We start from the raw sequence: 19,205 nt of genomic DNA, 5'->3' as shown, positions 1-19,205 counted from the left end.
TTTACGCCCGGCGGCGCTGCGCTTGCACAGGCCTACGATAAGTAGGCCGTGTAAGCGTTAGCGCCACCCGGCAATATCCTGGTATCCACACCATGCACCACGACATCACCCATATCCTGACTGACCTGATCAACGGCACAACGCCGCTGCGTCAGGTGCATTTTGCAAACTCCGCGACCTCCGCCCCCGAACTTGCCTTGCAGGTCGATTTTCCGCGTCTGGAGATCGTGATCGAAGGTTCGATGAAAGACCTGGCTGGCTGCGTTTTACAGCGGGGTGATGTTTTATACGTCCCGGCCGGCGGCTGGAATGACCCGCAATGGCAGAAGCCCGCGACGACGTTGAGCATCCTGTTTGGTAAACAGCAGCTTGGATTTAGCCTCCTGCACTGGGACGGTGTTGAGGTACGCAACCTGGCAAAGCAACACGTTGCCCGCCGTGGCCCTCGCATTGGCTCATTCCTGCTGCAAACTCTCCATGAAATGCAGATGCAACCGCACGAGCAGCAAACCGCACGGCTGGTTGTCGCCAGCCTGCTCAGCCACTGTGTGGATCTCTTGGGCAGTCAAATACAGACAGCCTCCCGCAGTCAGGCTCTGTTCGAAGCTATCAGGGTCTACATCGACGAACACTATGCCGCCCCGCTAACCCGAGAGTCCGTTGCCCAGGCGTTTTACATCTCCCCAAACTATCTGTCGCATCTCTTCCAGAAAACGGGCGCAGTGGGTTTCAATGAATACCTGACCCACACCAGGCTTGAGCGCGCGCGTCAGCTGCTGAAAGGCTATGACCTGAAGGTGAAAGAGGTGGCGCATGCCTGCGGGTTTGTCGACAGTAACTACTTCTGCCGGTTATTCCGGAAAAATACGGAGCGATCGCCTTCGGAGTATCGCCGCCAGTATCACAGCCAGCTCACCGAAAAAGCGGCTAGTCCAGAATGAGTTGAGTATGTTGCGGCGCGGAAAGCAGTTTTCGTACTGCGCCCATCACCTTCTGCGGGTCACGTAAAAAAGCATTAATTCCGCACTTTACGTAGCGGGCATTTTCGAAGCGTTCACTCTCTGCCAGCTCAATATCCGTAATAAGCAATACCGCATCGGCGCGGCGTACATCGTCGTCCGTAAGTGCATTTTCAACGCCCAGCGCGCCCTGCGTTTCAATGAGAATGCTGCACTTCTCTTGCTGACAGATTTTCTCCAGACGCTCAGCGGCCATATAGGTATGCGCAACGCCGCTGACGCAAGCCGTTACCGCTACCAGATGACGTCCCGTTAGCACTGTCATTCTTAACCTCCTACGGTGACATTGAATCCTTCACGTTCCGCCATTATGCGCATTGCAGAGACCTCTGCTTCTGTCGGAGGGGCCACCTGCTGCATCCCCCACTCCTGCCCCAGCAAACGGTATTTTGGTTCTCCGTACTGATGAAACGGCAATAAATGCAGTTGCCGTATTCCAGAAGGTAGCAGAAACGCCAGCACGCGCGCCATGTTCGTTTCGTTGAGCGTATAGCCCGGAATAAGCGGCACGCGGGGGATCACGTTTATCCCTTCCGCCACAAGCTGCATAAAATTATCCATTACCCTGGGCAAATTCATTGCCACCGAAGAACGTGCCTTTTCGGGGTCCATGATCTTCAAATCAAACAGCACTTCATCGCACTGGCGCGCTAGTGGCAATAACCGGGACAAGGGCGCATCCCCTGCCGTTTCAATGGCCGTATGCACGCCGTAACGACGCAGCCGCTGTAAAAACTGGGTTGCAAAAGGCGCCTGCATCAACACTTCCCCTCCGGAAAGCGTGACGCCACCGCCCGATGAGCGAAAGAACACGTCGTCTTTCATCACCTCATTTTCCAGATCGTCCAGCGTCACATCCCGCCCGATGCGCTCAAACGCGCCGGACGGGCACTCGTCCGCATCACGCAGGCAGGGCGTGCAGTGAAGGCATTTACTTTCCCGGCGAACCGTCTCTATTTTCGGCGAGATCGACTCCGGGTTTGCGCACCACGGACAGCGGTGAGGACAGCCTTTAAAAAAGACCACCGTACGGATGCCGCATCCGTCATTCAACGAATAGCGCTGAATGTTGAAAATACGCGCCATACTGGCGCTTGTTTCAACTACATCACAGCTGATGCGCTGTACGGCGGATAATGTCATCCTGGATCTCCTTCGATAACTCAACAAAGAAGGCGCTGTATCCGGCCACGCGTACCACCAGACCAGCAAAATCCTGCGGGCGCTGCTGTGCTTCACGCAGCGTATCCGCATTCACCACGTTGAACTGGATGTGCTGCAATTTAAGCTGCGTGAACGCACGGAGGAAATCGGCCAGCTTTTGTAGCCCCGCGTCGCCTTCCAGCGTTGCTGGTGTGAATTTGACGTTGAGCAGCGTACCGTTAGATAACAGATAGTTATCCAGCTTGCTCACCGATTTGAGTACTGCCGTTGGGCCCTGCATATCTTGTCCAAGCATCGGTGAGAGCCCGCCGTCCGCCAGCTGCTCGCCGGCATAGCGGCCATCCGGTGTCGCGCCAACAACTGCACCCAGCGGCACGTGTGCCGATACGGTATAAGAGCCCGGCGTGAACTGCCCGCCGCGCGGGTTCCGGTATTTTTCGACCTCTTTACAGTAGTGGCGCAGCAGTTCAGCGCTGATGTTGTCGACATCATCAATATCATTGCCGTATTTTTCGAAGCGATTAATCAGCCTTGCACGCACCTTTTCGCCCTCAGGGGTACCAAAGTTCGCTTTTAACACGGCTAAGAGCTCATCAAAACTTAAGCGCTGCTGTTCAAAGACAAGCCCTTTAAGCGCGTGCAGTGAATCACTCAGGTTGGCTATCCCGATCCCCTGTACGCCAGAGAAGTTATAGCGCGCCCCGCCCTCGGTAATGTCTTTCCCTGTTTCCAGACAATCGCTTATGAAGGAAGAGAGCAGCGGCACTGGGGCCCAGTCGCGATGGCCGATATCGCAGATATTGCTTCCCTCGACCATGAGCGCAATGTAGTGATTGATTTTGGTGCGAATATGTTCCAGCAATCCTTCATAACTCAGGTCTGCCTTGCCTTCGTTTTCCTGCATGGCGATTTCCATGACTTTCAGCAGGTTAAACATGGCAATATCGTGCAAACCGTAGGTTTTACCGGGAATAGATAGCTCAACGCAGCCAACGACCGCGTAATCGCGCGCGTCTTCCAGCGACACGCCGCGATTCAGGAAGGCAGGTACCACCACTTCATCATTGAAAATCTGCGGAATACCGGTGCCCAGGCGGATCGTCTCTGCGGTTTTAAGCAGGAAAGGCCGGTCGATAAGCTCGTTCACCCGCACGCCGAGGTTGGGCTGCGGAAGCTGAACGCGTTGGTAGGCATCCAGACACAGGAAGGAAAGCACGTTCACCGCGCTACGACCGTTCTCCGTCAGGCCGCCCAATAGCGCGGTATACCCGGTCGGAAACCCGGCAAAATAGCGGGCGCTGCTGGTCGAGCGTAAAAGCACCACGTCATTGCACTTCACCCACAGCGATTCCAGAATCTCTTTCAGGAACGCGGGTGCTTCGCCCTGTGAGAGCGAGGCCTGATAAAACGGCAGCATATACTGGTCAAAACGCCCGATAGAGAGCGAGCTGGCGTTGGATTCGTACTGCAAAATGACGTTCATGTACCAGAAAAGCTGACACGCCTGCCAGAACGTTTGCGGCTTATGCTGCGCGTTGTGGCGCGAGATTTCTGCAATCTTCAATAACTCTTCACGCCGCGCTACGTCGCTGCTTGCAGCCAACTTTTCAGCCAGTGATGCATAGCGCAGTATATGACGCTGGGACGCTTCAAGCAGGATCAGCGCGGCGGCATAGAACGTGTTCTGCGCATCGCGGGCGCAGCGTTCGCGCAATTCCTCAACCAGCGCACCCAGGCCGTTATTGAGCAGGCGCGGATAATCAATAATGATATGCCCCTGCCCTTTATCCGTCTGGTTGACGCTAAAAATCTGCGTGCCAACGGCCGCTTTCACCTCATCCGTCATCTGGCTGTTGATGAAATCCTTCATCGACCGCTTTTCCCAGTAGGGATACAGCACCTCACGGTAGGTCTGCTTGTCCTCGTCGCTGATATCGAAGCGATCCTGCGGACGCGTGGCAAACTGATCCAGCTCTTTAAGCAGCCAGTAGGGGTCCATCTCAGGCGACATAATGCCCGCGCGCGGTTTAACGGTGCGGTTCCCGGCAATCAGCTCCTCATCACGAATCGCGATGTTCACATGGTCAAGAATGTACGCCGTCGCTTTCGCGCGCCTGATAATCACCGGCTCGCCTTCCGTCTGCTGATGGCTGGCGGTATAAAGCAAGGCACGCTCAAGCGAGATTTCACGCGGGCTGGCAAAGAGTGCGTCTTTCAAACGCTGGGTACGATTCGTCATGAGGGAACTCCTGTAGAGGAAAAACAAGCCCGCCCCGAAGGGCGGGAGAGCATCAGGCGGTTTGCGCCAGGTGGGCATCAATTTTGTTCATGATGGCGTCGGCGCGTTTTACCGCGTCGCTGATGTTGACGCGCACGATGGTTTTCCCGGCAAAGCGCTCTTCAAATTTAATGCCGATATCCTTGGTCAGGATCACCATATCCGCGGCGGCCACGTCTTCTGCCGTCAGTTCGTTCTCAAGACCGATCGACCCCTGCGTCTCAACCTTCACTTCCCAACCTTTGGCTTTGGCGGCGCTTTCAAGCGCCTCGGCCGCCATGTAGGTATGAGCGACGCCAGACGGGCAAGCTGTTACTGCGATAATTCGAGCCATGTTCTCTTCCTCACTCAGTTAATTTCGAAATCCAGATCCAGGTCATCCTCTTTTTCCTCGACCTGTTTTGTATTCTTACGGGCAAGACTCTTCAGCACGTTGACGCTGATAGCCGTCACTACCGCCCCGACAGCAACCGCCACGATATAGCCCAGCTTGCCGTCGACGACCGGCAGAACGATTAGCCCGCCCCATCCGGCATAGCACTGTGCGCCCATCACGGCGGCAGTTACCGCACCGCACGCAGAGCCGAGCATGATGGAAGGAATAACGCGCAGAGGGTCGGCGGCGGCGAACGGAATCGCCCCTTCGGTCACCCCTACGCAGCCCATCACCAGCGCCGCTTTCCCTGCTTCGCGCTCTTCGCCGGTAAAGTTTTTGCGGTTAATCAGCGTCGCCAGGCCTAAGCCCAGAGGCGGCACACAGATACCTACCGCCGCGATTGCTACTACGGTGTAAACACCCTGAGCCACGCAGATCAGCATGAAGGCATAGGCCACTTTGTTAATTGGACCACCCATATCAAAGGCCAGCATGAGCCCGATGATGACGGCCAGGAACACGATGCTGCCCTGCTGCATCCCCTGCAGCCACTGGGTTAAGCCCGTCGTCAGCGCACCTACGGGCTCGCCCAGCCCCCACATCATGATGCCTGCGGTAACAAAGGTGCCAATGATAGGGATGATGAAGATAGGCATGACGGAGCGCAGAACTTTTGGAACCGGCAGTTTTTTCAGATACCAGACCACTATCCCGCCAAGTATCCCGGCAATAATGGCGCCGAAGAAACCCGCACCGAAGCTATTACCGACCCAGGCAGCAATAGCGCAGGGCGCAAGCGCGGCACGTTCGGCAATGGAATAGCCAATGTAGGCGGCCAAGAATGGCACCATCAGCGTCAGCCCTGCCACGCCGATGTCGAACAGCTTTTTGAGGTTGGGATCGGTTGCCGCATCCGGTACTGCCCCCTTGCCATAAAGCATGACCGAGACGGCCAGCAAAATACCGCCCGCGACCACGAACGGGATCATGTGCGACACCCCCGTCATCAGATGCTGCCGCGTGTTCTTGAGAATATGCACCAACTCTTTCATATGTCGCTCCTGGCCTAAACCCGTAAAGATGTTGTGGCAACAATAGGCAATCAGAAAGACCGCGGACAGGAGACAAAAAGGCCATTTACTGGATTTTTGTAATGTCGAAATAAAAATGCGATCCGCCTCGACATTTCACCAGCAGAGCACATTAAGCAAACCTGCATAACCTGTGAGTCAAATCTCACTTTTCGCGTGACATTACATTTGTCCAGCTTTTGGCAGATTTGTCACATGGCGCGATTCATCACCACGCTCGTATCCTGTGCTCAGTGAATGACTATTCGTTTCAGGAGTATGTGTATGGCTCTGGTAGTGGAATTTACCTGTGAATTGCCCAACGGTGTTCACGCGCGTCCGGCAAGTCATGTGGAAACGCTGTGCAATACGTTTAAGTCGCATATTGAGTGGCACAACCTGCGTACGGACCGGAAAGCTGATGCCAGGAGTGCGCTGGCGCTGATTGGCACCGATACGCTGGCTGGCGATGCCTGTCGGCTGGTGATCGAGGGAGAGGATGAACAAAGCGCCTGCCAGCACCTGGAAAAATGGCTTCGAGAAGAGTTTCCACACTGTGACACACCGCTTGAAGATGTCATCAATACCGAACTTGATCCGCTGCCAGAATCGCTCACGCGCCTCAATCCCACCCTGTTTCGCGCCCTGCCCGTTTGCAGCGGCAGCGCCCAGGGCATCCTGACCCTACTGACCTCGCTTGATCTCAATGTCCTTACGGATTTACCCGAAGCAAAAAGCCCAGAAGAAGAGCAGTCCGCACTGGATAGCGGCCTCAAGCTGCTGGTGAAAAACATTGAGCTACGCGCGCTCGACAGCGACAGCACCGCCAGCGCAATTCTTGAAGCCCATCGCTCGCTGGCAACGGATGCCTCATTGCGACAGCATCTGCTTGCGGGCGTGAGCCAGGGGCTAAGCTGCGCGCAGGCAACAATCGCCACTGCGAACCATTTCTGCGATGCGTTCTCTCGTTCCAGCAGCAGCTATCTGCAGGAACGCGTGCTGGATGTGCGCGATGTTTGCTATCAGCTTCTGCAGCAAATCTACGGTGAACAGCGCTTCCCCGCGCCGGGCCAGCTGACGCAGCCGACCGTCTGTCTTGCTGACGACCTCACGCCCGGCCAGTTCCTGGAACTGGATAAAACCTTACTCAAAGGACTGCTGTTAAAAAGCGGCGGAACCACCTCGCACACTGTGATTCTTGCGCGCTCATTTAATATTCCCACGCTGGTGGGTGTCGACAGTGAAAGCCTACTGGAATGGCGCAACCAGCCTGTCTTTGTGGATGGCAATGCCGGCGCGGTCGTGGTCAACGCCAGCGATGCGGTGGCACGCTACTACCGCCAGGAAGCACGGGTACAACAGGCATTACGCGAACAGCAACGCATCTGGCTCGACAGGGAAGCCAGAACCGCCGACGGCCTTCGCATCGAGATTGCCGCGAACATTGCCCACGCAGTAGAAGCGCAGGCAGCATTTGGTAACGGCGCCGAGGGCGTTGGCCTGTTTCGCACCGAAATGCTGTATATGGACCGCAGCAGCGCGCCCGGTGAAAACGAGCTGTACAACATTTTCTGTCAGGCGCTGGAAAGTGCAAACGGGCGCAGCATTATCGTACGCACCATGGATATCGGCGGCGATAAGCCGGTAGCGTACCTGAACATTCCGGCGGAGAATAACCCGTTCCTCGGCTACCGCGCCGTACGCATTTACGAAGAGTACGCAACGCTTTTCACTACCCAGCTTCGGGCGATCCTGCGCGCCTCTGCTCACGGCAATCTGAAGATCATGATCCCGATGATCTCCTCCATGGAAGAGATCCTGTGGGTTAAAGAGAAGCTCGCCGAAGCGAAACAGCAGCTTCGCGCTGAACACGTTCCTTTTGATGAAACAATCCCGCTCGGCATCATGCTGGAAGTGCCTTCGGTGATGTTTATCATCGACCAGTGCTGTGAAGAGATTGATTTCTTTAGCATTGGCAGCAATGACCTGACGCAGTATCTGCTGGCCGTCGACCGCGACAACGCCAAAGTCACCCGCCACTACAACAGCCTGAACCCGGCCTTCCTGCGCGCGCTGGATTACGCGGTGCAGGCCGTCCATCGTCAGGGAAAATGGATTGGCCTGTGCGGCGAGCTGGGCGCAAAAGGTTCAGTACTGCCGTTGCTGGTGGGTCTGGGTCTGGACGAGCTGAGCATGGGCTCGCCTTCTATTCCGGCAACCAAAGCCCGTCTGGCACAGCTTGATAGCCGCGCCTGCCGCCAGCTGCTGAACCAGGCGATGGCGTGTCGCACCTCGCTTGAAGTGGAGCACCTGTTGGCGCAGTTCCGCATGAGCCAGCAGGACACGCCGCTGGTGACGCCACGCTGTATTTCGCTGAATAACGACTGGAACAGTAAAGAAGAGGTCATGAAAGGGATGACCGATAACCTGCTGCTCGCCGGACGCTGCCGCTATCCCCGCAAGCTGGAGGCCGATCTATGGGCGCGTGAAGCCGTTTTCTCTACCGGGCTTGGCTTCAGCTTCGCCATTCCGCACAGCAAGTCTGAGCATATTGAGCAATCCACCATCAGCGTTGCGCGCCTGAAATCCCCCGTCATGTGGGGCGATGAAGAAGCACAGTTCATCATCATGCTGACGCTGAACAAACACGCCGCGGGCGACCAGCATATGCGCATTTTCTCGCGCCTGGCCCGCCGCATCATGCATGACGATTTCCGCAGCGCGCTGGTTAACGCCAGTTCAGAAGAGGCCATCGCCTCCCTGTTAGAACACGAATTAGAACTTTAATACGAGGAAGAGTAATGGAACTGTATCTGGATACCGCTAACGTGGCGGAAGTTGAGCGCCTGGCCCGCATTTTTCCCATTGCGGGCGTGACCACCAACCCGAGCATCATCGCCACCAGCCGAGAATCTATCTGGGACGTGCTGCCGCGTCTGCAGAAGGCCATCGGGCCGGAGGGCACGCTGTTTGCCCAGACCATGAGCCGCGATGCCGACGGTATGGTGGCGGAAGCCAAACGCCTGAACAACGCCATCCCTGACATCGTGGTGAAAATCCCGGTGACGGCTGAGGGGCTTATCGCGATCAGGGCGCTGAAAAAAGAGGGCATTACCACGCTGGGCACCGCCGTTTACAGTGCCTCGCAGGGGTTGTTCGCCGCACTGGCAGGCGCGAAATATGTCGCGCCGTACGTCAACCGCGTCGATGCTCAGGGCGGCGACGGCATTCGCATGGTGCAGGAGCTGCAGTCCCTGCTGGAACTGCACGCGTCGGAAAGCAAAGTGCTGGCCGCCAGCTTCAAGACGCCGCGTCAGGCGCTGGACTGCCTGCTCGCCGGATGTGAAGCAATCACGCTTCCTTTAGACGTAGCGCAACAAATGCTCGGCACCCCGGCGGTAGAGTCAGCCATAGAGAAGTTCGAGCAGGACTGGAAAAACGCGTTTGGTAACCTCAACCTCTAAGGGAGAACTGTTATGGACCGTATCATTCAATCGCCTGGGAAATACATCCAGGGCGCTGATGTGCTTACCCGTCTCGGCGACTATCTAAAACCGCTGGCGCAGCGCTGGCTGGTTGTTGGCGATAAATTTGTGCTGGGCTTTGCCGAAGAAACCCTGCGCCAGAGCTTTAAACAGGCAGAGCTGCACGCCGAAATCGCGCCGTTTGGCGGCGAATGTTCACAAAATGAAATCGAGCGCTTGAAAAAGCTGGCCGACAGTGCCGACTGCATGGCTGTGCTGGGTATCGGCGGCGGTAAAACGCTGGATACCGCCAAAGCGCTTGCCCACTTTATGAATGTGCCCGTTGCGATTGCCCCTACCATCGCCTCCACCGACGCCCCGTGCAGCGCCCTTTCCGTGATTTACACCGACAGCGGTGAATTCGATCGCTACCTGATGCTGCCGCACAACCCGAACATGGTCATTGTTGATACCAAAGTGGTGGCGGGCGCGCCCGCGCGCCTGCTGGCTGCCGGGATTGGCGATGCGCTGGCAACCTGGTTTGAAGCACGCGCCTGCTCGCGCAGCGGTGCCACCACCATGGCGGGCGGCAAGTGCACGCAGGCGGCATTAGCCCTGGCCGAGCTGTGCTACAACACGCTGGTTGAAGAGGGTGAGAAGGCGATGCTCGCGGCGGAACAGCACGTGGTGACGCCCGCGCTGGAACGCATTATCGAAGCGAACACCTATCTCAGCGGTGTCGGTTTCGAAAGCGGCGGACTGGCGGCGGCTCATGCCATTCACAACGGGATGACCGCGGTGCCGGATGCGCATCACTTCTATCACGGCGAAAAAGTGGCGTTCGGCACGCTGACGCAGCTGGTGCTGGAAAACGCGCCGGTAGAAGAAATAGAGACCGTTGCCGCGCTTTGCCACAGCGTGGGGCTGCCGATCACCCTGGCACAGCTGAACATCAAAGAGGATATTCCCGCCAAAATGCGTCTGATAGCGGAAGCGTCCTGCGCGGAAGGTGAAACCATCCACAACATGCCGGGCGGCGTGTCGCCGGATCAGGTTTACGCGGCGCTTTTGGTGGCCGACCAGTACGGGCAGCGGTTCTTACAGGAGTGGGAGTAACGAAATAGCCGGGTGGCGGCTACGCCTTACCCGGCCTACATTTTTGACAAAAAAATCCCCGCCGCGGCGGGGATTGCTATTACTTCAGGTCAAACCGATCCAAATCCATCACCTTCGCCCATGCTGCCACGAAGTCCCGAACGAACTTCTCGCTGGCATCGCTGCTGGCGTAAACTTCGGCCAGCGCGCGCAGGACGGCGTTGGAGCCGAATACCAGATCGGCGCGGGTCGCGGTGTATTTCACTTCACCGCTGGCGCGGTCGCTACCGGCAAACAGTTCATTAGATTCGTCGGTCGCCTTCCACTGGGTGTTCATGTCCAGCAGATTCACGAAGAAATCGGTGCTCAGCACGCCCTCACGGTCTGTGAACACGCCATTCTTGCTGCCGTCAAAGTTGGCACCCAACACGCGCAGGCCGCCGATCAGCACCGTCAGTTCCGGCGCGGTCAGCGTCAGCTGCTGGGCTTTGTCGATCAGCAGCGACTCGGTGGTGGACACATCCACCTGCGCAAGGTAGTTGCGGAAGCCGTCGGCAACCGGTTCGAGCAGGTTAAACATCTCGATATCCGTCTGGTCCTGACGCGCATCGACGCGGCCCGGCGTGAACGGTACGTTGACGTAGACGCCTGCGGCTTTCGCTGCCTGCTCAACGCCGACAACGCCCGCCAGCACGATGATGTCGGCCAGTGAGGCTTTGTGAGCGGACTTATAAATCTCTTCCAGTACCGGCAGAGCGCGCACCGCTGCGGCGTTGACATCCCAGCTGCGCTGAGGCGCAAGCGCCAGACGCGCACCGTTTGCCCCACCGCGCTTATCACCACCGCGGAAGGTCGACGCAGACGCCCACGCCACGGACACCAGCTCGCTCACGGACAGGCCGGAAGCCGCAATATCCGATTTCAGGCTTTCAATATCCGCTGCGGTTGGATGGAAGAACGGCTGCGGCAGCGGATCCTGCCAAATCAGTTCTTCTTTCGGCACTTCCGGCCCAAGGTAGCGAGAGATTGGCCCCATATCGCGGTGGGTCAGCTTGAACCACGCGCGCGCGAAGGCTTCGTTAAAGGCCTGCGGATCGTTCAGGAAGCGGCGGGAAATTTTCTCGAATTCCGGGTCAAAACGCAGCGTCAGGTCGGTGACCAGCATGGTTGGCTTGCGTTTTTTCGACGGGTCGAACGGGTCAGGCATGATCTCTGGCGCATCTACCGCCTCAAACTGAATCGCACCTGCCGGGCTGCGGGTCTGTACCCATTCGAATTTGAACAGGTTCTCGAAGAAGTAGTTGCTCCACTGGGTCGGCGTTTGTGACCAGATGACTTCCAGACCAGAGGTGATGGCGTCTGCGCCGATACCGGTGCCGTGCGTGCTGGCCCAGCCCAGGCCCTGCGCTTCAATCGGTGACGCTTCCGGGTCGGTGCCAACATGGGTCGCTTCACCCGCACCGTGGGTTTTACCGAGAGTATGGCCGCCCGCAATCAGCGCCACGGTCTCTTCATCGTTCATGCCCATGTTGCCGAAGGTGGCGCGGATAGCAGCCGCCGCAGACAGCGGCTCACCGCTGGCGTTTGGCCCTTCCGGGTTAACGTAAATCAGGCCCATTTCGGTGGCGGCCAGAGGACGCTTCGCCAGCGCTTCCGGGTCACGGTGGGCCAGCCAGGCTTTTTCATCGCCCCAGTTCACGTCCAGATCCGGTTCCCAGACGTCTTCACGCCCGGCACCAAAACCAAAGGTGCGGAAGCCGGAGTTCTCCAGCGCCACGTTGCCCGCGAGGATAAACAGGTCGGCCCAGGAGATTTTTTGTCCGTATTTTTGCTTGATAGGCCACAGAAGACGACGCGCCTTATCCAGACTCACGTTATCAGGCCAGGAGTTCAGCGGCGCAAAGCGCTGTTGTCCGCGTCCGGCACCGCCGCGTCCGTCAACGGAACGATAGGTACCCGCACCGTGCCAGGCCATACGAATAAACAGGCCCGCGTAGCTGCCCCAGTCGGCTGGCCACCAGGGCTGTGAATCGGTCAGGAGGGCTTTGAGATCGCCCTTGAGAGCAGAGTAATCGAGCTTGCTAAATTCTTTGCGGTAGTCGAAGTCTTCACCCAATGGGTTAGAACGGTTGGAATGTTGGTTCAGAAGGTCGATGCGGAGTTGTTTTGGCCACCACTCTTTACTGCCGGTGCCTGCACCCGCGCTGTGATCGACGCCGCCCTGATGAAACGGGCATTTACCGGCTGATGCCGCATTATTGGTATCGTCTGACGTGCTCATCGCTATGCTCCCTTTAGAGTATTACCGTTACGATATACACCACTAGCAATAAGATATAGTTGAATTAATCCACAGATTCGATAGTTAATACCTTTTAACTTTTCATCTGACTAAAAAGCCCTCAATTTATGAGGGCTTTTTGCTGATTACGCCGGACGAACGCCGAGAGTATGACAAATGGCGTAGCTCATCTCCGCGCGGTTCAGGGTATAGAAGTGGAAGTCCTTCACCCCTTCGCGGCTGAGGATCTTCACCATGTCCATCGCGATATTGGCACCCACCAGCTTACGGGTTTCCGGGTCATCGTCCAGCCCCTCGTACATTTTTGACATCCAGTGAGGAATACGCACGTTGGTCATATCGGCAAATTTCTTCGCCTGCTTGAAGTTCGACACCGGCAGAATACCCGGAATAATTTCGACGTCGATACCCGCCGAGACGCAGCGATCGCGAAAGCGCAGATAGCTTTCCACGTCAAAGAAGAACTGCGTAATGGCGCGGTTTGCACCAGCGTCCACTTTACGCTTGAGGTTAAGCAGATCCGCCTGCGCGCTTTTCGCTTCCGGGTGGACTTCAGGGTAAGCGGCAACGGAGATATCGAAGTCGGCCACGTCTTTCAGCAGCGCGACCAGATCGGTGGCGTACATGTCCGGCTTACCGCTCCCCGGCGGCAGGTCGCCGCGAAGGGCGACAATGTGGCGAATGCCGTTATTCCAGTAATCCTGGGCGATCGCGCGCAGCTCGTCAGGCGTGGCGTCGATACAGGTCAGGTGCGGTGCCGCTTCCAGACCGGTACGATCTTTAATGCCTTTGATGATGCTGTGCGTACGGTCGCGCTCGCCGGAGTTAGCGCCGTAGGTCACGGAGACAAACTTCGGCTTCAGGCTGCTCAGGCGATCGATAGAGCTCCACAGGGTTTGCTCCATTTCACTGGTGCGCGGCGGGAAAAATTCAAAAGAGACGTTAATCTGGCCGTTTACTTCAGCCAGGCTCTGATTCAGGGCTTCCCGCTGGTTGGCGTGAAAAAAGCTCATACCTTACCTCTATCAATCGCATGTCGTTGTTTGTTGTGTTGTGAACTTCTATACGTTTAGACGTCCAGATGTAAAAATGACGGAAAAGCGGAGTGGCGTCAACAGAAATAATCAACAATAACGGTGAGGATTGCTCAGGGAAGATGAGGGGAATTCATGATGAGGGTGAGAAGGCCCCTCACCCCGGCCCTCTCCCCAAAGGGGCGAGGGGGAAAAGACCGCACCGAGCAGTCCCCTCTCCCCTTTGGGGAGAGGGTTAGGGTGAGGGGTGTTACAGCAGCTTAGCCAGGCGGTTGATATCAGACTGAATAGCCCCGGCAGTCACATCGCGCCCCGCGCCCGGGCCGCGGATCACCAGCGGGTTATCGCGGTACCAGCGGCTTTCGATAGCGAAGACGTTATCGCACGGCAGCAGCGCCGCCAGCGGATGTTCAGGACGCACCGCCTCCACGCCTACGCGCGCTTTACCGTTGGCCTCGAAACGCGCCACGTAGCGCAGCACCAGGCCCATCTCGTTGGCGGCTTCCAGACGCTGTACCATCTGCTCGTTCAGCTCGTCGCCGTTTTCGAAGAAGTGATCCACAGATCCTTCCTCACAGCCCGCAGGCACCAGCGACTCTACGCGAACCTGACCCGGTTCAATGTCATAACCCGCTTCACGCGCCAGGATCACCAGCTTGCGCATCACGTCTTTCCCGGCAAGGTCAACGCGCGGATCGGGCTCGGTTAAGCCCTGCTGCCACGCCTGATCCACCAGGTCGGTAAACGGCACGGTGCCGTCAAACTGCAGGAACAGCCAGGAGAGCGTGCCGGAGAAGATGCCGCTCAGCGCCAGAATGCTGTCGCCGCTTTCAATCAGGTCGCGCACGGTGTGGTTAACCGGCAGCCCCGCGCCAACGGTGGCGTTGTAGAGCCAGTGACGACCGGTCTTTTCAAACGCGTCGTGGATCTGGCGGTATTTATCGGTGCTGCTCGCCCCCGCCAGCTTGTTGGCGCTGATGACGTGAAAGCCGTGGCTGGCGAAATCCAGATACTGATCCGCAAGCTGTTCGCTGGCGGTCACGTCCAGCACCACCAGATCGTCATACGGGTGCGCGCGCATCCACAGGAATAGCGACTCTTCATCCTGCTCGACCGCTTCATCGTTAAAGAAGGCCAGCGCGCGGCTGGCGTCCAGCCCTTCGTAGTTCAGCAGGCTCCGGCGGCTGTCCACCACGCCTGCCAGAATAAATTCAAATCCCGTACGCGCAGAAAGCGTTTCCTGCTCGCGGGCGAACAGCTCCAGCCAGCGGGAACCAATATTGCCTTTGCCGAACAGCACCAGGCCGATGCGTTTTTCGGCGCGGAACAGGGAGGTGTGCAGGCCCTGAATCAGGCTTTCGGTTGGGCCCTTACGCAGAACGGCCACCAGGCTGATGCCCTCTTCCGACTGCCAGGTGAACTCCACCGGCTGGCCTTTCAGCTGTTGCCAGAAGCGGTGGCAGTGCAGCGGGTTACGGGTGACGCCCGCGCCCACCATCGCCACCAGGGCCAGACCCTGACGCAGGCGAAGCTCGCCCGGCAGGCCCGCTTCATCCAGAATTTTCAGGGCGCTGTCCGCCACTTCGGCGGTGTAGCAGAACTGCAAGAGCTGGCGGTCGTTATGAACGCCAACGGCCAGCGGGCGCACCTGCGCACGCTTCAGAATCAGGTCGATATCTTTATGCGCCAGCCTGAAGTCCTGGCCCGACGGCACCTGGAACTCAATCAGACAAATGTCATCATGGCTGGTAACAATACGCGCGCCCGTACCGGAGGCCAGTACGCGTTCGATACGGGTAGAGCCTTGATCCGGGGTATAGCTGCAGCGCAGCTGCAGGTCGATATCGCTGCCGGAAACCGGCTGCAGCGTACGGGCGTGCAGTACCGGTGCCGCCAGGCGCGCCAGCTCGCTGGCTTCGTCCAGACGCAGCAGCGGCAGCAGGCAGGCATCTTTCACCTTGCGCGGGTCCGCGCTGTATACGCCGGCCACGTCGCTCCAGATGGTGACACGGGACACGCCCGCCAGGGCACCGATTTGCGTTGCCGAGTAGTCCGAGCCGTTACGGCCCAGCAGCACGGTTTCGCCCGCGTTGCTGCGGCTGATAAAGCCGGTGACAACAATGCGTTTGCCCGGATGCTGCACCAGCAGCTGTTGCAGCAGCGGGTAGGACAACCCTTCATCCACCTGCGGCTGCGCGGCGCGTTCGGCGCGCAGAAAATCACGCGCGTCGAGCCAGGCCGCCTCCACGCCCAGATGTTGCAGCACGGCGGCCATCAGGCGCGCGGACCACACTTCACCGTGGCCCACCACTTCGGCATAGACCGCGTCGGTAATGCCGCTGTCCAGCAGGGCCGCCAGGCGCTCAAGATCGTGCGTGAAGGCGCTAATCAGCCCGTCCGCCACGTCCGCAGGCAGCAGGCCGGCAATCAGCTCGCTCTGGTAACGACGTAAGGACTGTTGCACCTGATGCGCAGAAAGGCGATCGGTCTGGCTCAGTTTCAGCCAGCTGATCAACTGGTTAGTGGTGCTGCCCGCCGCCGAGACAACCATCATGTCGCCCGGCTGTGAATACTCGGTCATGATCCCTGCAACGCGCAGGTAACACTTCACGTCAGCAAGACTACTACCACCAAACTTGTGCAGTTGACGACCCTTCGCCCCTGCCTGCGCTATCACACTCATGATTACCCCTTGGCTGCGACCCGGAAGCCATTTTCCAGATCGGCAATTAAATCTTCAGAATCTTCAATACCGGTCGAGATACGCAGCAGCGTCTCGGAAATCCCGGCGGCGGCACGTGCTTCCGGTGCCATACCTGCGTGCGTCATGGTCGCGGCGTGGGAGATCAAGCTTTCAACCCCACCTAATGATTCCGCCAGCGTAAACAATGACAGCCCGCTCAGGAAGCGACGCAGCGTTTGCTCGTCACCGTCCAGTTCAAAACTTAACATCGCGCCAAATCCCTTCTGCTGGCGCGCGGCAATCTCGTGCCCCTGATTTTCCGGCAACGACGGGTGATAGAGCTTCTTCACCAGCGGCTGGGTTTTCAGGAAATCGACGATCGCCTGGGCATTGCGCTGCGCCACTTCCATGCGTGGCGACAGGGTGCGGATGCCGCGCAGCAGCAGGTAGCTGTCGAAGGCGCTCGCGGTGACGCCAATGTTATTGGCCCACCATGCCAGTTCGGTGACAACGTCGGGATCTTTTGCAATCACCACGCCTGCCACCACGTCAGAATGGCCGTTCAGATATTTAGTGCATGAATGCAATACAAGATCGGCACCCAGTGCTAACGGGTTCTGAAGGGCCGGACTGAGGAACGTATTATCCACTACACTTATCGCTCCCGCATCCCTTGCGAGCTGACAAATTTTCGCAATGTCGACAACGCGCAGTAAAGGGTTGCTTGGACTTTCCACCAGAACCAGCTTCGGCTGCTCGGCCAGCGCCTGTTTTAGCGCCTGCTCGTCGTTTTGATCGACAAACAGCACGCGATAGCAGCCGCGCTTCGCCAGGCTATCAAACAGGCGATAGCTGCCGCCGTAACAGTCGTGCGGCGCAACCAGCAGATCGCCAGGCTTCAGGAACACCGTCGTCACCAGGTGGATGGCGGACATGCCGGTATTGGTTAATACCGCGCCAGCGCCACCTTCCAGCTCCGCCAGCGCGCGCTGGGTCACGTCACGCGTTGGGTTGCCACGGCGCGAGTAGTCATGCGCGCGGGGTTCATTAAATCCGGTGAAATTGTAGGTACTGGAAAGATGAATCGGCGGGACAACGCAGCCGTACTGTTCGTCATCGTTCAATCCGCTACGCACTGCGATGGTGGCCTGTTTACGCGTCATGGTGAAGGCTTCCTGGCGAAAGAGGTGAAAAGTCAGGCACCAGAGTAAACATTGAAAGTATGGACGTCAATACATCTGGACATCTAAACTTCTTTGCGTATAGATTGAGCAATGCGCAAATAGCCGTTAAAATTATATGCTTTAGTGCACGCTGCAGCGGCAATATCCGTGCCACGGTATCGTCTCTACGGTAAACTAGGCAAGATTACGGTTCAAAACGGGCGTTTACAGGTTTTGCACCTTTAGATAAATGACTGAGAGGATTAAAGGTATCTCATGGCTGAATGGAGCGGCGAATATATCAGCCCATACGCTGAGCACGGTAAGAAGAGTGAACAAGTAAAGAAAATTACGGTTTCCATTCCTCTGAAGGTGTTGAAGATCCTCACCGATGAACGTACGCGTCGTCAGGTGAACAACCTGCGTCATGCGACCAACAGTGAACTGCTGTGCGAAGCGTTCCTGCATGCGTTTACCGGTCAACCGTTGCCGAACGATGAAGATCTGCGCAAAGAGCGCAGTGATGAAATCCCGGAAGAGGCGAAGGTGATCATGCGTGAACTGGGTATCGACCCGGATACGTGGGAATACTAACTGCGGTGCGATCCCGCTGAGAGTGCTCAGCGGGATGGTTTCTCAGAAGTTATAGCCTAAGCCAACGCGCAGGCGCGTCTGGCGATCGTCGCTGGTGGCGGTGTTATAGCCGGAGGAGACGTTACCTACCTCCACAAACGGTATCCACGAGTCGATGTTATACGCCACGCGGAAGTTATATTCGTAATCTTCTTTTTTGTTGTTGTACAAATCTTCGTTGTCGGCAAATTTATAAATACCGTTTAGCTCGAACATCCAGTTATCAATATTATATCCCAGCCACATTTCCGGACGATAAACCATACGGTCATCTTTACCGTCCGCATTGCGGCGGGTGTATTCCGTACGATAGCGGAACGCCGTCCACCAGCTGTCGTTAATATTATACTGCACGCGTAAATAAGGCTTGTAGATAGCCATATCGTCGCCCATTTCAACGGCGACGCCCGGCTGCCAGATAAATCCTTGCCAGGTGAACTGGTAGCTGGCGGTATATTCGTTGCTGTTACTTTCCATATTATTAAGCGCGTCGTTTGACTGCTTATTATCGGAACGCGATACCGCCTCGACGGCAACGCCAAAGCCGGTGCCAAAGCGGTGCGACATGTACACACGGTCGTAGTTACGCCCGTCGTCGTAATACTCGTGTCGGTAATCCACATACCCCGCCTGCGCCGCGCAGGAGATTAATGGCAGCACAAATAAGAGTTGCTTCAATTTCATAACATTTCCCTCGAAGTTAACACGCCCTGAAAGCCATTATGTTTGAAATGGCAAATAAGAATTGATGTCGAGCGAAGTGTAATTTTACAAATTGAGGGAAACCTTTTATTTTTTGACACACAAAGAATAATTGTGGCAAAGAACTCAAGAAAATGAAGATGCAGTTCACTATCCGTTAAAGAATACACCAGACAAATATATTAAAAGCGGCCGCGCGTTATTAATTATTTGAGAAGCAAA

The 19,205-nt window shown here is 56.9% G+C and carries 15 protein-coding genes; 5 read left to right on the top strand and 10 right to left on the bottom strand.

Annotated elements, in window-relative coordinates; all coding sequences use genetic code 11:
* The first annotated feature begins 92 nt into the window (after positions 1–92).
* On the top strand, positions 93–941 hold the full coding sequence (locus tag E0L20_RS21020; protein WP_131635646.1) for a helix-turn-helix transcriptional regulator: 849 nt from the start codon (positions 93–95) through the stop codon (positions 939–941).
* On the opposite strand, the gene E0L20_RS21015 is transcribed toward E0L20_RS21020, so the two are convergent.
* The 5 genes from E0L20_RS21015 to E0L20_RS20995 are packed head-to-tail and all read right to left on the bottom strand — an operon-like array spanning position 928 to position 5,889.
* Positions 928–1,284, bottom strand: coding sequence for a PTS fructose-like transporter subunit IIB (locus E0L20_RS21015; protein WP_131635645.1), 357 nt, complete (start codon positions 1,282–1,284; stop codon positions 928–930). The two genes, E0L20_RS21020 and E0L20_RS21015, sit on opposite strands and share 14 nt — an antisense overlap.
* Before the next feature lie 2 nt (positions 1,285–1,286).
* Positions 1,287–2,162, bottom strand: a complete 876-nt coding sequence (locus tag E0L20_RS21010) for a [formate-C-acetyltransferase]-activating enzyme (protein WP_131635644.1) — start codon at positions 2,160–2,162, stop codon at positions 1,287–1,289.
* Entirely contained in the window at positions 2,128–4,422 is a 2,295-nt protein-coding gene (locus E0L20_RS21005) for a formate C-acetyltransferase (protein ID WP_131635643.1), read from the bottom strand. The genes E0L20_RS21010 and E0L20_RS21005 overlap by 35 nt, the downstream gene beginning before the upstream one ends.
* Positions 4,423–4,474: 52 nt before the next feature.
* The gene (locus E0L20_RS21000; RefSeq protein WP_023326311.1) at positions 4,475–4,795 is read right to left on the bottom strand and encodes a PTS fructose-like transporter subunit IIB; all 321 of its coding nucleotides are present in this window, start codon (positions 4,793–4,795) and stop codon (positions 4,475–4,477) included.
* Between the two features lie 14 nt (positions 4,796–4,809).
* Complete coding sequence (locus E0L20_RS20995) at positions 4,810–5,889, bottom strand: PTS fructose transporter subunit EIIC (RefSeq protein WP_131635642.1); 1,080 nt, start codon at positions 5,887–5,889, stop codon at positions 4,810–4,812.
* A 303-nt stretch (positions 5,890–6,192) separates the two neighbouring features.
* Here E0L20_RS20995 and ptsP point away from each other — a divergent pair, with 303 nt between their 5' ends.
* The 3 genes from ptsP to gldA are packed head-to-tail and all read left to right on the top strand — an operon-like array spanning position 6,193 to position 10,487.
* Positions 6,193–8,694, top strand: a complete 2,502-nt coding sequence (gene ptsP / locus E0L20_RS20990) for a phosphoenolpyruvate--protein phosphotransferase (RefSeq protein WP_131635641.1) — start codon at positions 6,193–6,195, stop codon at positions 8,692–8,694.
* A gap of 14 nt (positions 8,695–8,708) precedes the next feature.
* Positions 8,709–9,371: a fructose-6-phosphate aldolase gene (gene fsa / locus E0L20_RS20985; RefSeq protein ID WP_131635640.1), complete on the top strand. Its 663-nt coding sequence runs from the start codon at positions 8,709–8,711 to the stop codon at positions 9,369–9,371.
* Between the two features lie 12 nt (positions 9,372–9,383).
* Positions 9,384–10,487: a bifunctional L-1,2-propanediol dehydrogenase/glycerol dehydrogenase gene (gene gldA / locus E0L20_RS20980; RefSeq protein WP_131635639.1), complete on the top strand. Its 1,104-nt coding sequence runs from the start codon at positions 9,384–9,386 to the stop codon at positions 10,485–10,487.
* A gap of 79 nt (positions 10,488–10,566) precedes the next feature.
* On the opposite strand, the gene katG is transcribed toward gldA, so the two are convergent.
* The 4 genes from katG to metB all read right to left on the bottom strand — a co-directional run bounded on the left by katG (position 10,567) and on the right by metB (position 17,648).
* Complete coding sequence (gene katG / locus E0L20_RS20975; protein WP_131635638.1) at positions 10,567–12,747, bottom strand: catalase/peroxidase HPI; 2,181 nt, start codon at positions 12,745–12,747, stop codon at positions 10,567–10,569.
* 146 nt (positions 12,748–12,893) lie between these two features.
* Positions 12,894–13,781, bottom strand: coding sequence for a methylenetetrahydrofolate reductase (gene metF / locus E0L20_RS20970; protein ID WP_131635637.1), 888 nt, complete (start codon positions 13,779–13,781; stop codon positions 12,894–12,896).
* A 271-nt stretch (positions 13,782–14,052) separates the two neighbouring features.
* Positions 14,053–16,485 (bottom strand): bifunctional aspartate kinase/homoserine dehydrogenase II, encoded by a 2,433-nt coding sequence (locus E0L20_RS20965; RefSeq protein ID WP_131635636.1) that lies wholly within the window; start codon positions 16,483–16,485, stop codon positions 14,053–14,055.
* A gap of 2 nt (positions 16,486–16,487) precedes the next feature.
* The gene (gene metB / locus E0L20_RS20960) at positions 16,488–17,648 is read right to left on the bottom strand and encodes a cystathionine gamma-synthase (protein ID WP_131635635.1); all 1,161 of its coding nucleotides are present in this window, start codon (positions 17,646–17,648) and stop codon (positions 16,488–16,490) included.
* A gap of 276 nt (positions 17,649–17,924) precedes the next feature.
* Here metB and metJ point away from each other — a divergent pair, with 276 nt between their 5' ends.
* On the top strand, positions 17,925–18,242 hold the full coding sequence (metJ, locus tag E0L20_RS20950; RefSeq protein WP_007369220.1) for a met regulon transcriptional regulator MetJ: 318 nt from the start codon (positions 17,925–17,927) through the stop codon (positions 18,240–18,242).
* 42 nt (positions 18,243–18,284) lie between these two features.
* On the opposite strand, the gene E0L20_RS20945 is transcribed toward metJ, so the two are convergent.
* Positions 18,285–18,965: an oligogalacturonate-specific porin KdgM family protein gene (locus E0L20_RS20945; protein ID WP_131635633.1), complete on the bottom strand. Its 681-nt coding sequence runs from the start codon at positions 18,963–18,965 to the stop codon at positions 18,285–18,287.
* Positions 18,966–19,205 lie beyond the last annotated feature (240 nt).

The sequence above is a fragment of the Enterobacter wuhouensis genome (genome assembly GCF_004331265.1).
Taxonomy (GTDB): domain Bacteria; phylum Pseudomonadota; class Gammaproteobacteria; order Enterobacterales; family Enterobacteriaceae; genus Enterobacter; species Enterobacter wuhouensis.
The sequence above is the reverse complement of the archived record's forward strand: the minus strand, read 5'-3'. Positions and strand labels throughout refer to the sequence as shown.

What these genes read in the sequence shown, in the direction of transcription:
- E0L20_RS21020 (WP_131635646.1), top strand. Translation starts at nt 93, where the DNA reads ATGCACCACGACATCACCCATATCCTGACTGACCTGATCAACGGCACA.
- E0L20_RS21015 (WP_131635645.1), bottom strand. Translation starts at nt 1,284, where the DNA reads ATGACAGTGCTAACGGGACGTCATCTGGTAGCGGTAACGGCTTGCGTC.
- E0L20_RS21010 (WP_131635644.1), bottom strand. Translation starts at nt 2,162, where the DNA reads ATGACATTATCCGCCGTACAGCGCATCAGCTGTGATGTAGTTGAAACA.
- E0L20_RS21005 (WP_131635643.1), bottom strand. Translation starts at nt 4,422, where the DNA reads ATGACGAATCGTACCCAGCGTTTGAAAGACGCACTCTTTGCCAGCCCG.
- E0L20_RS21000 (WP_023326311.1), bottom strand. Translation starts at nt 4,795, where the DNA reads ATGGCTCGAATTATCGCAGTAACAGCTTGCCCGTCTGGCGTCGCTCAT.
- E0L20_RS20995 (WP_131635642.1), bottom strand. Translation starts at nt 5,889, where the DNA reads ATGAAAGAGTTGGTGCATATTCTCAAGAACACGCGGCAGCATCTGATG.
- ptsP (WP_131635641.1), top strand. Translation starts at nt 6,193, where the DNA reads ATGGCTCTGGTAGTGGAATTTACCTGTGAATTGCCCAACGGTGTTCAC.
- fsa (WP_131635640.1), top strand. Translation starts at nt 8,709, where the DNA reads ATGGAACTGTATCTGGATACCGCTAACGTGGCGGAAGTTGAGCGCCTG.
- gldA (WP_131635639.1), top strand. Translation starts at nt 9,384, where the DNA reads ATGGACCGTATCATTCAATCGCCTGGGAAATACATCCAGGGCGCTGAT.
- katG (WP_131635638.1), bottom strand. Translation starts at nt 12,747, where the DNA reads ATGAGCACGTCAGACGATACCAATAATGCGGCATCAGCCGGTAAATGC.
- metF (WP_131635637.1), bottom strand. Translation starts at nt 13,781, where the DNA reads ATGAGCTTTTTTCACGCCAACCAGCGGGAAGCCCTGAATCAGAGCCTG.
- E0L20_RS20965 (WP_131635636.1), bottom strand. Translation starts at nt 16,485, where the DNA reads ATGAGTGTGATAGCGCAGGCAGGGGCGAAGGGTCGTCAACTGCACAAG.
- metB (WP_131635635.1), bottom strand. Translation starts at nt 17,648, where the DNA reads ATGACGCGTAAACAGGCCACCATCGCAGTGCGTAGCGGATTGAACGAT.
- metJ (WP_007369220.1), top strand. Translation starts at nt 17,925, where the DNA reads ATGGCTGAATGGAGCGGCGAATATATCAGCCCATACGCTGAGCACGGT.
- E0L20_RS20945 (WP_131635633.1), bottom strand. Translation starts at nt 18,965, where the DNA reads ATGAAATTGAAGCAACTCTTATTTGTGCTGCCATTAATCTCCTGCGCG.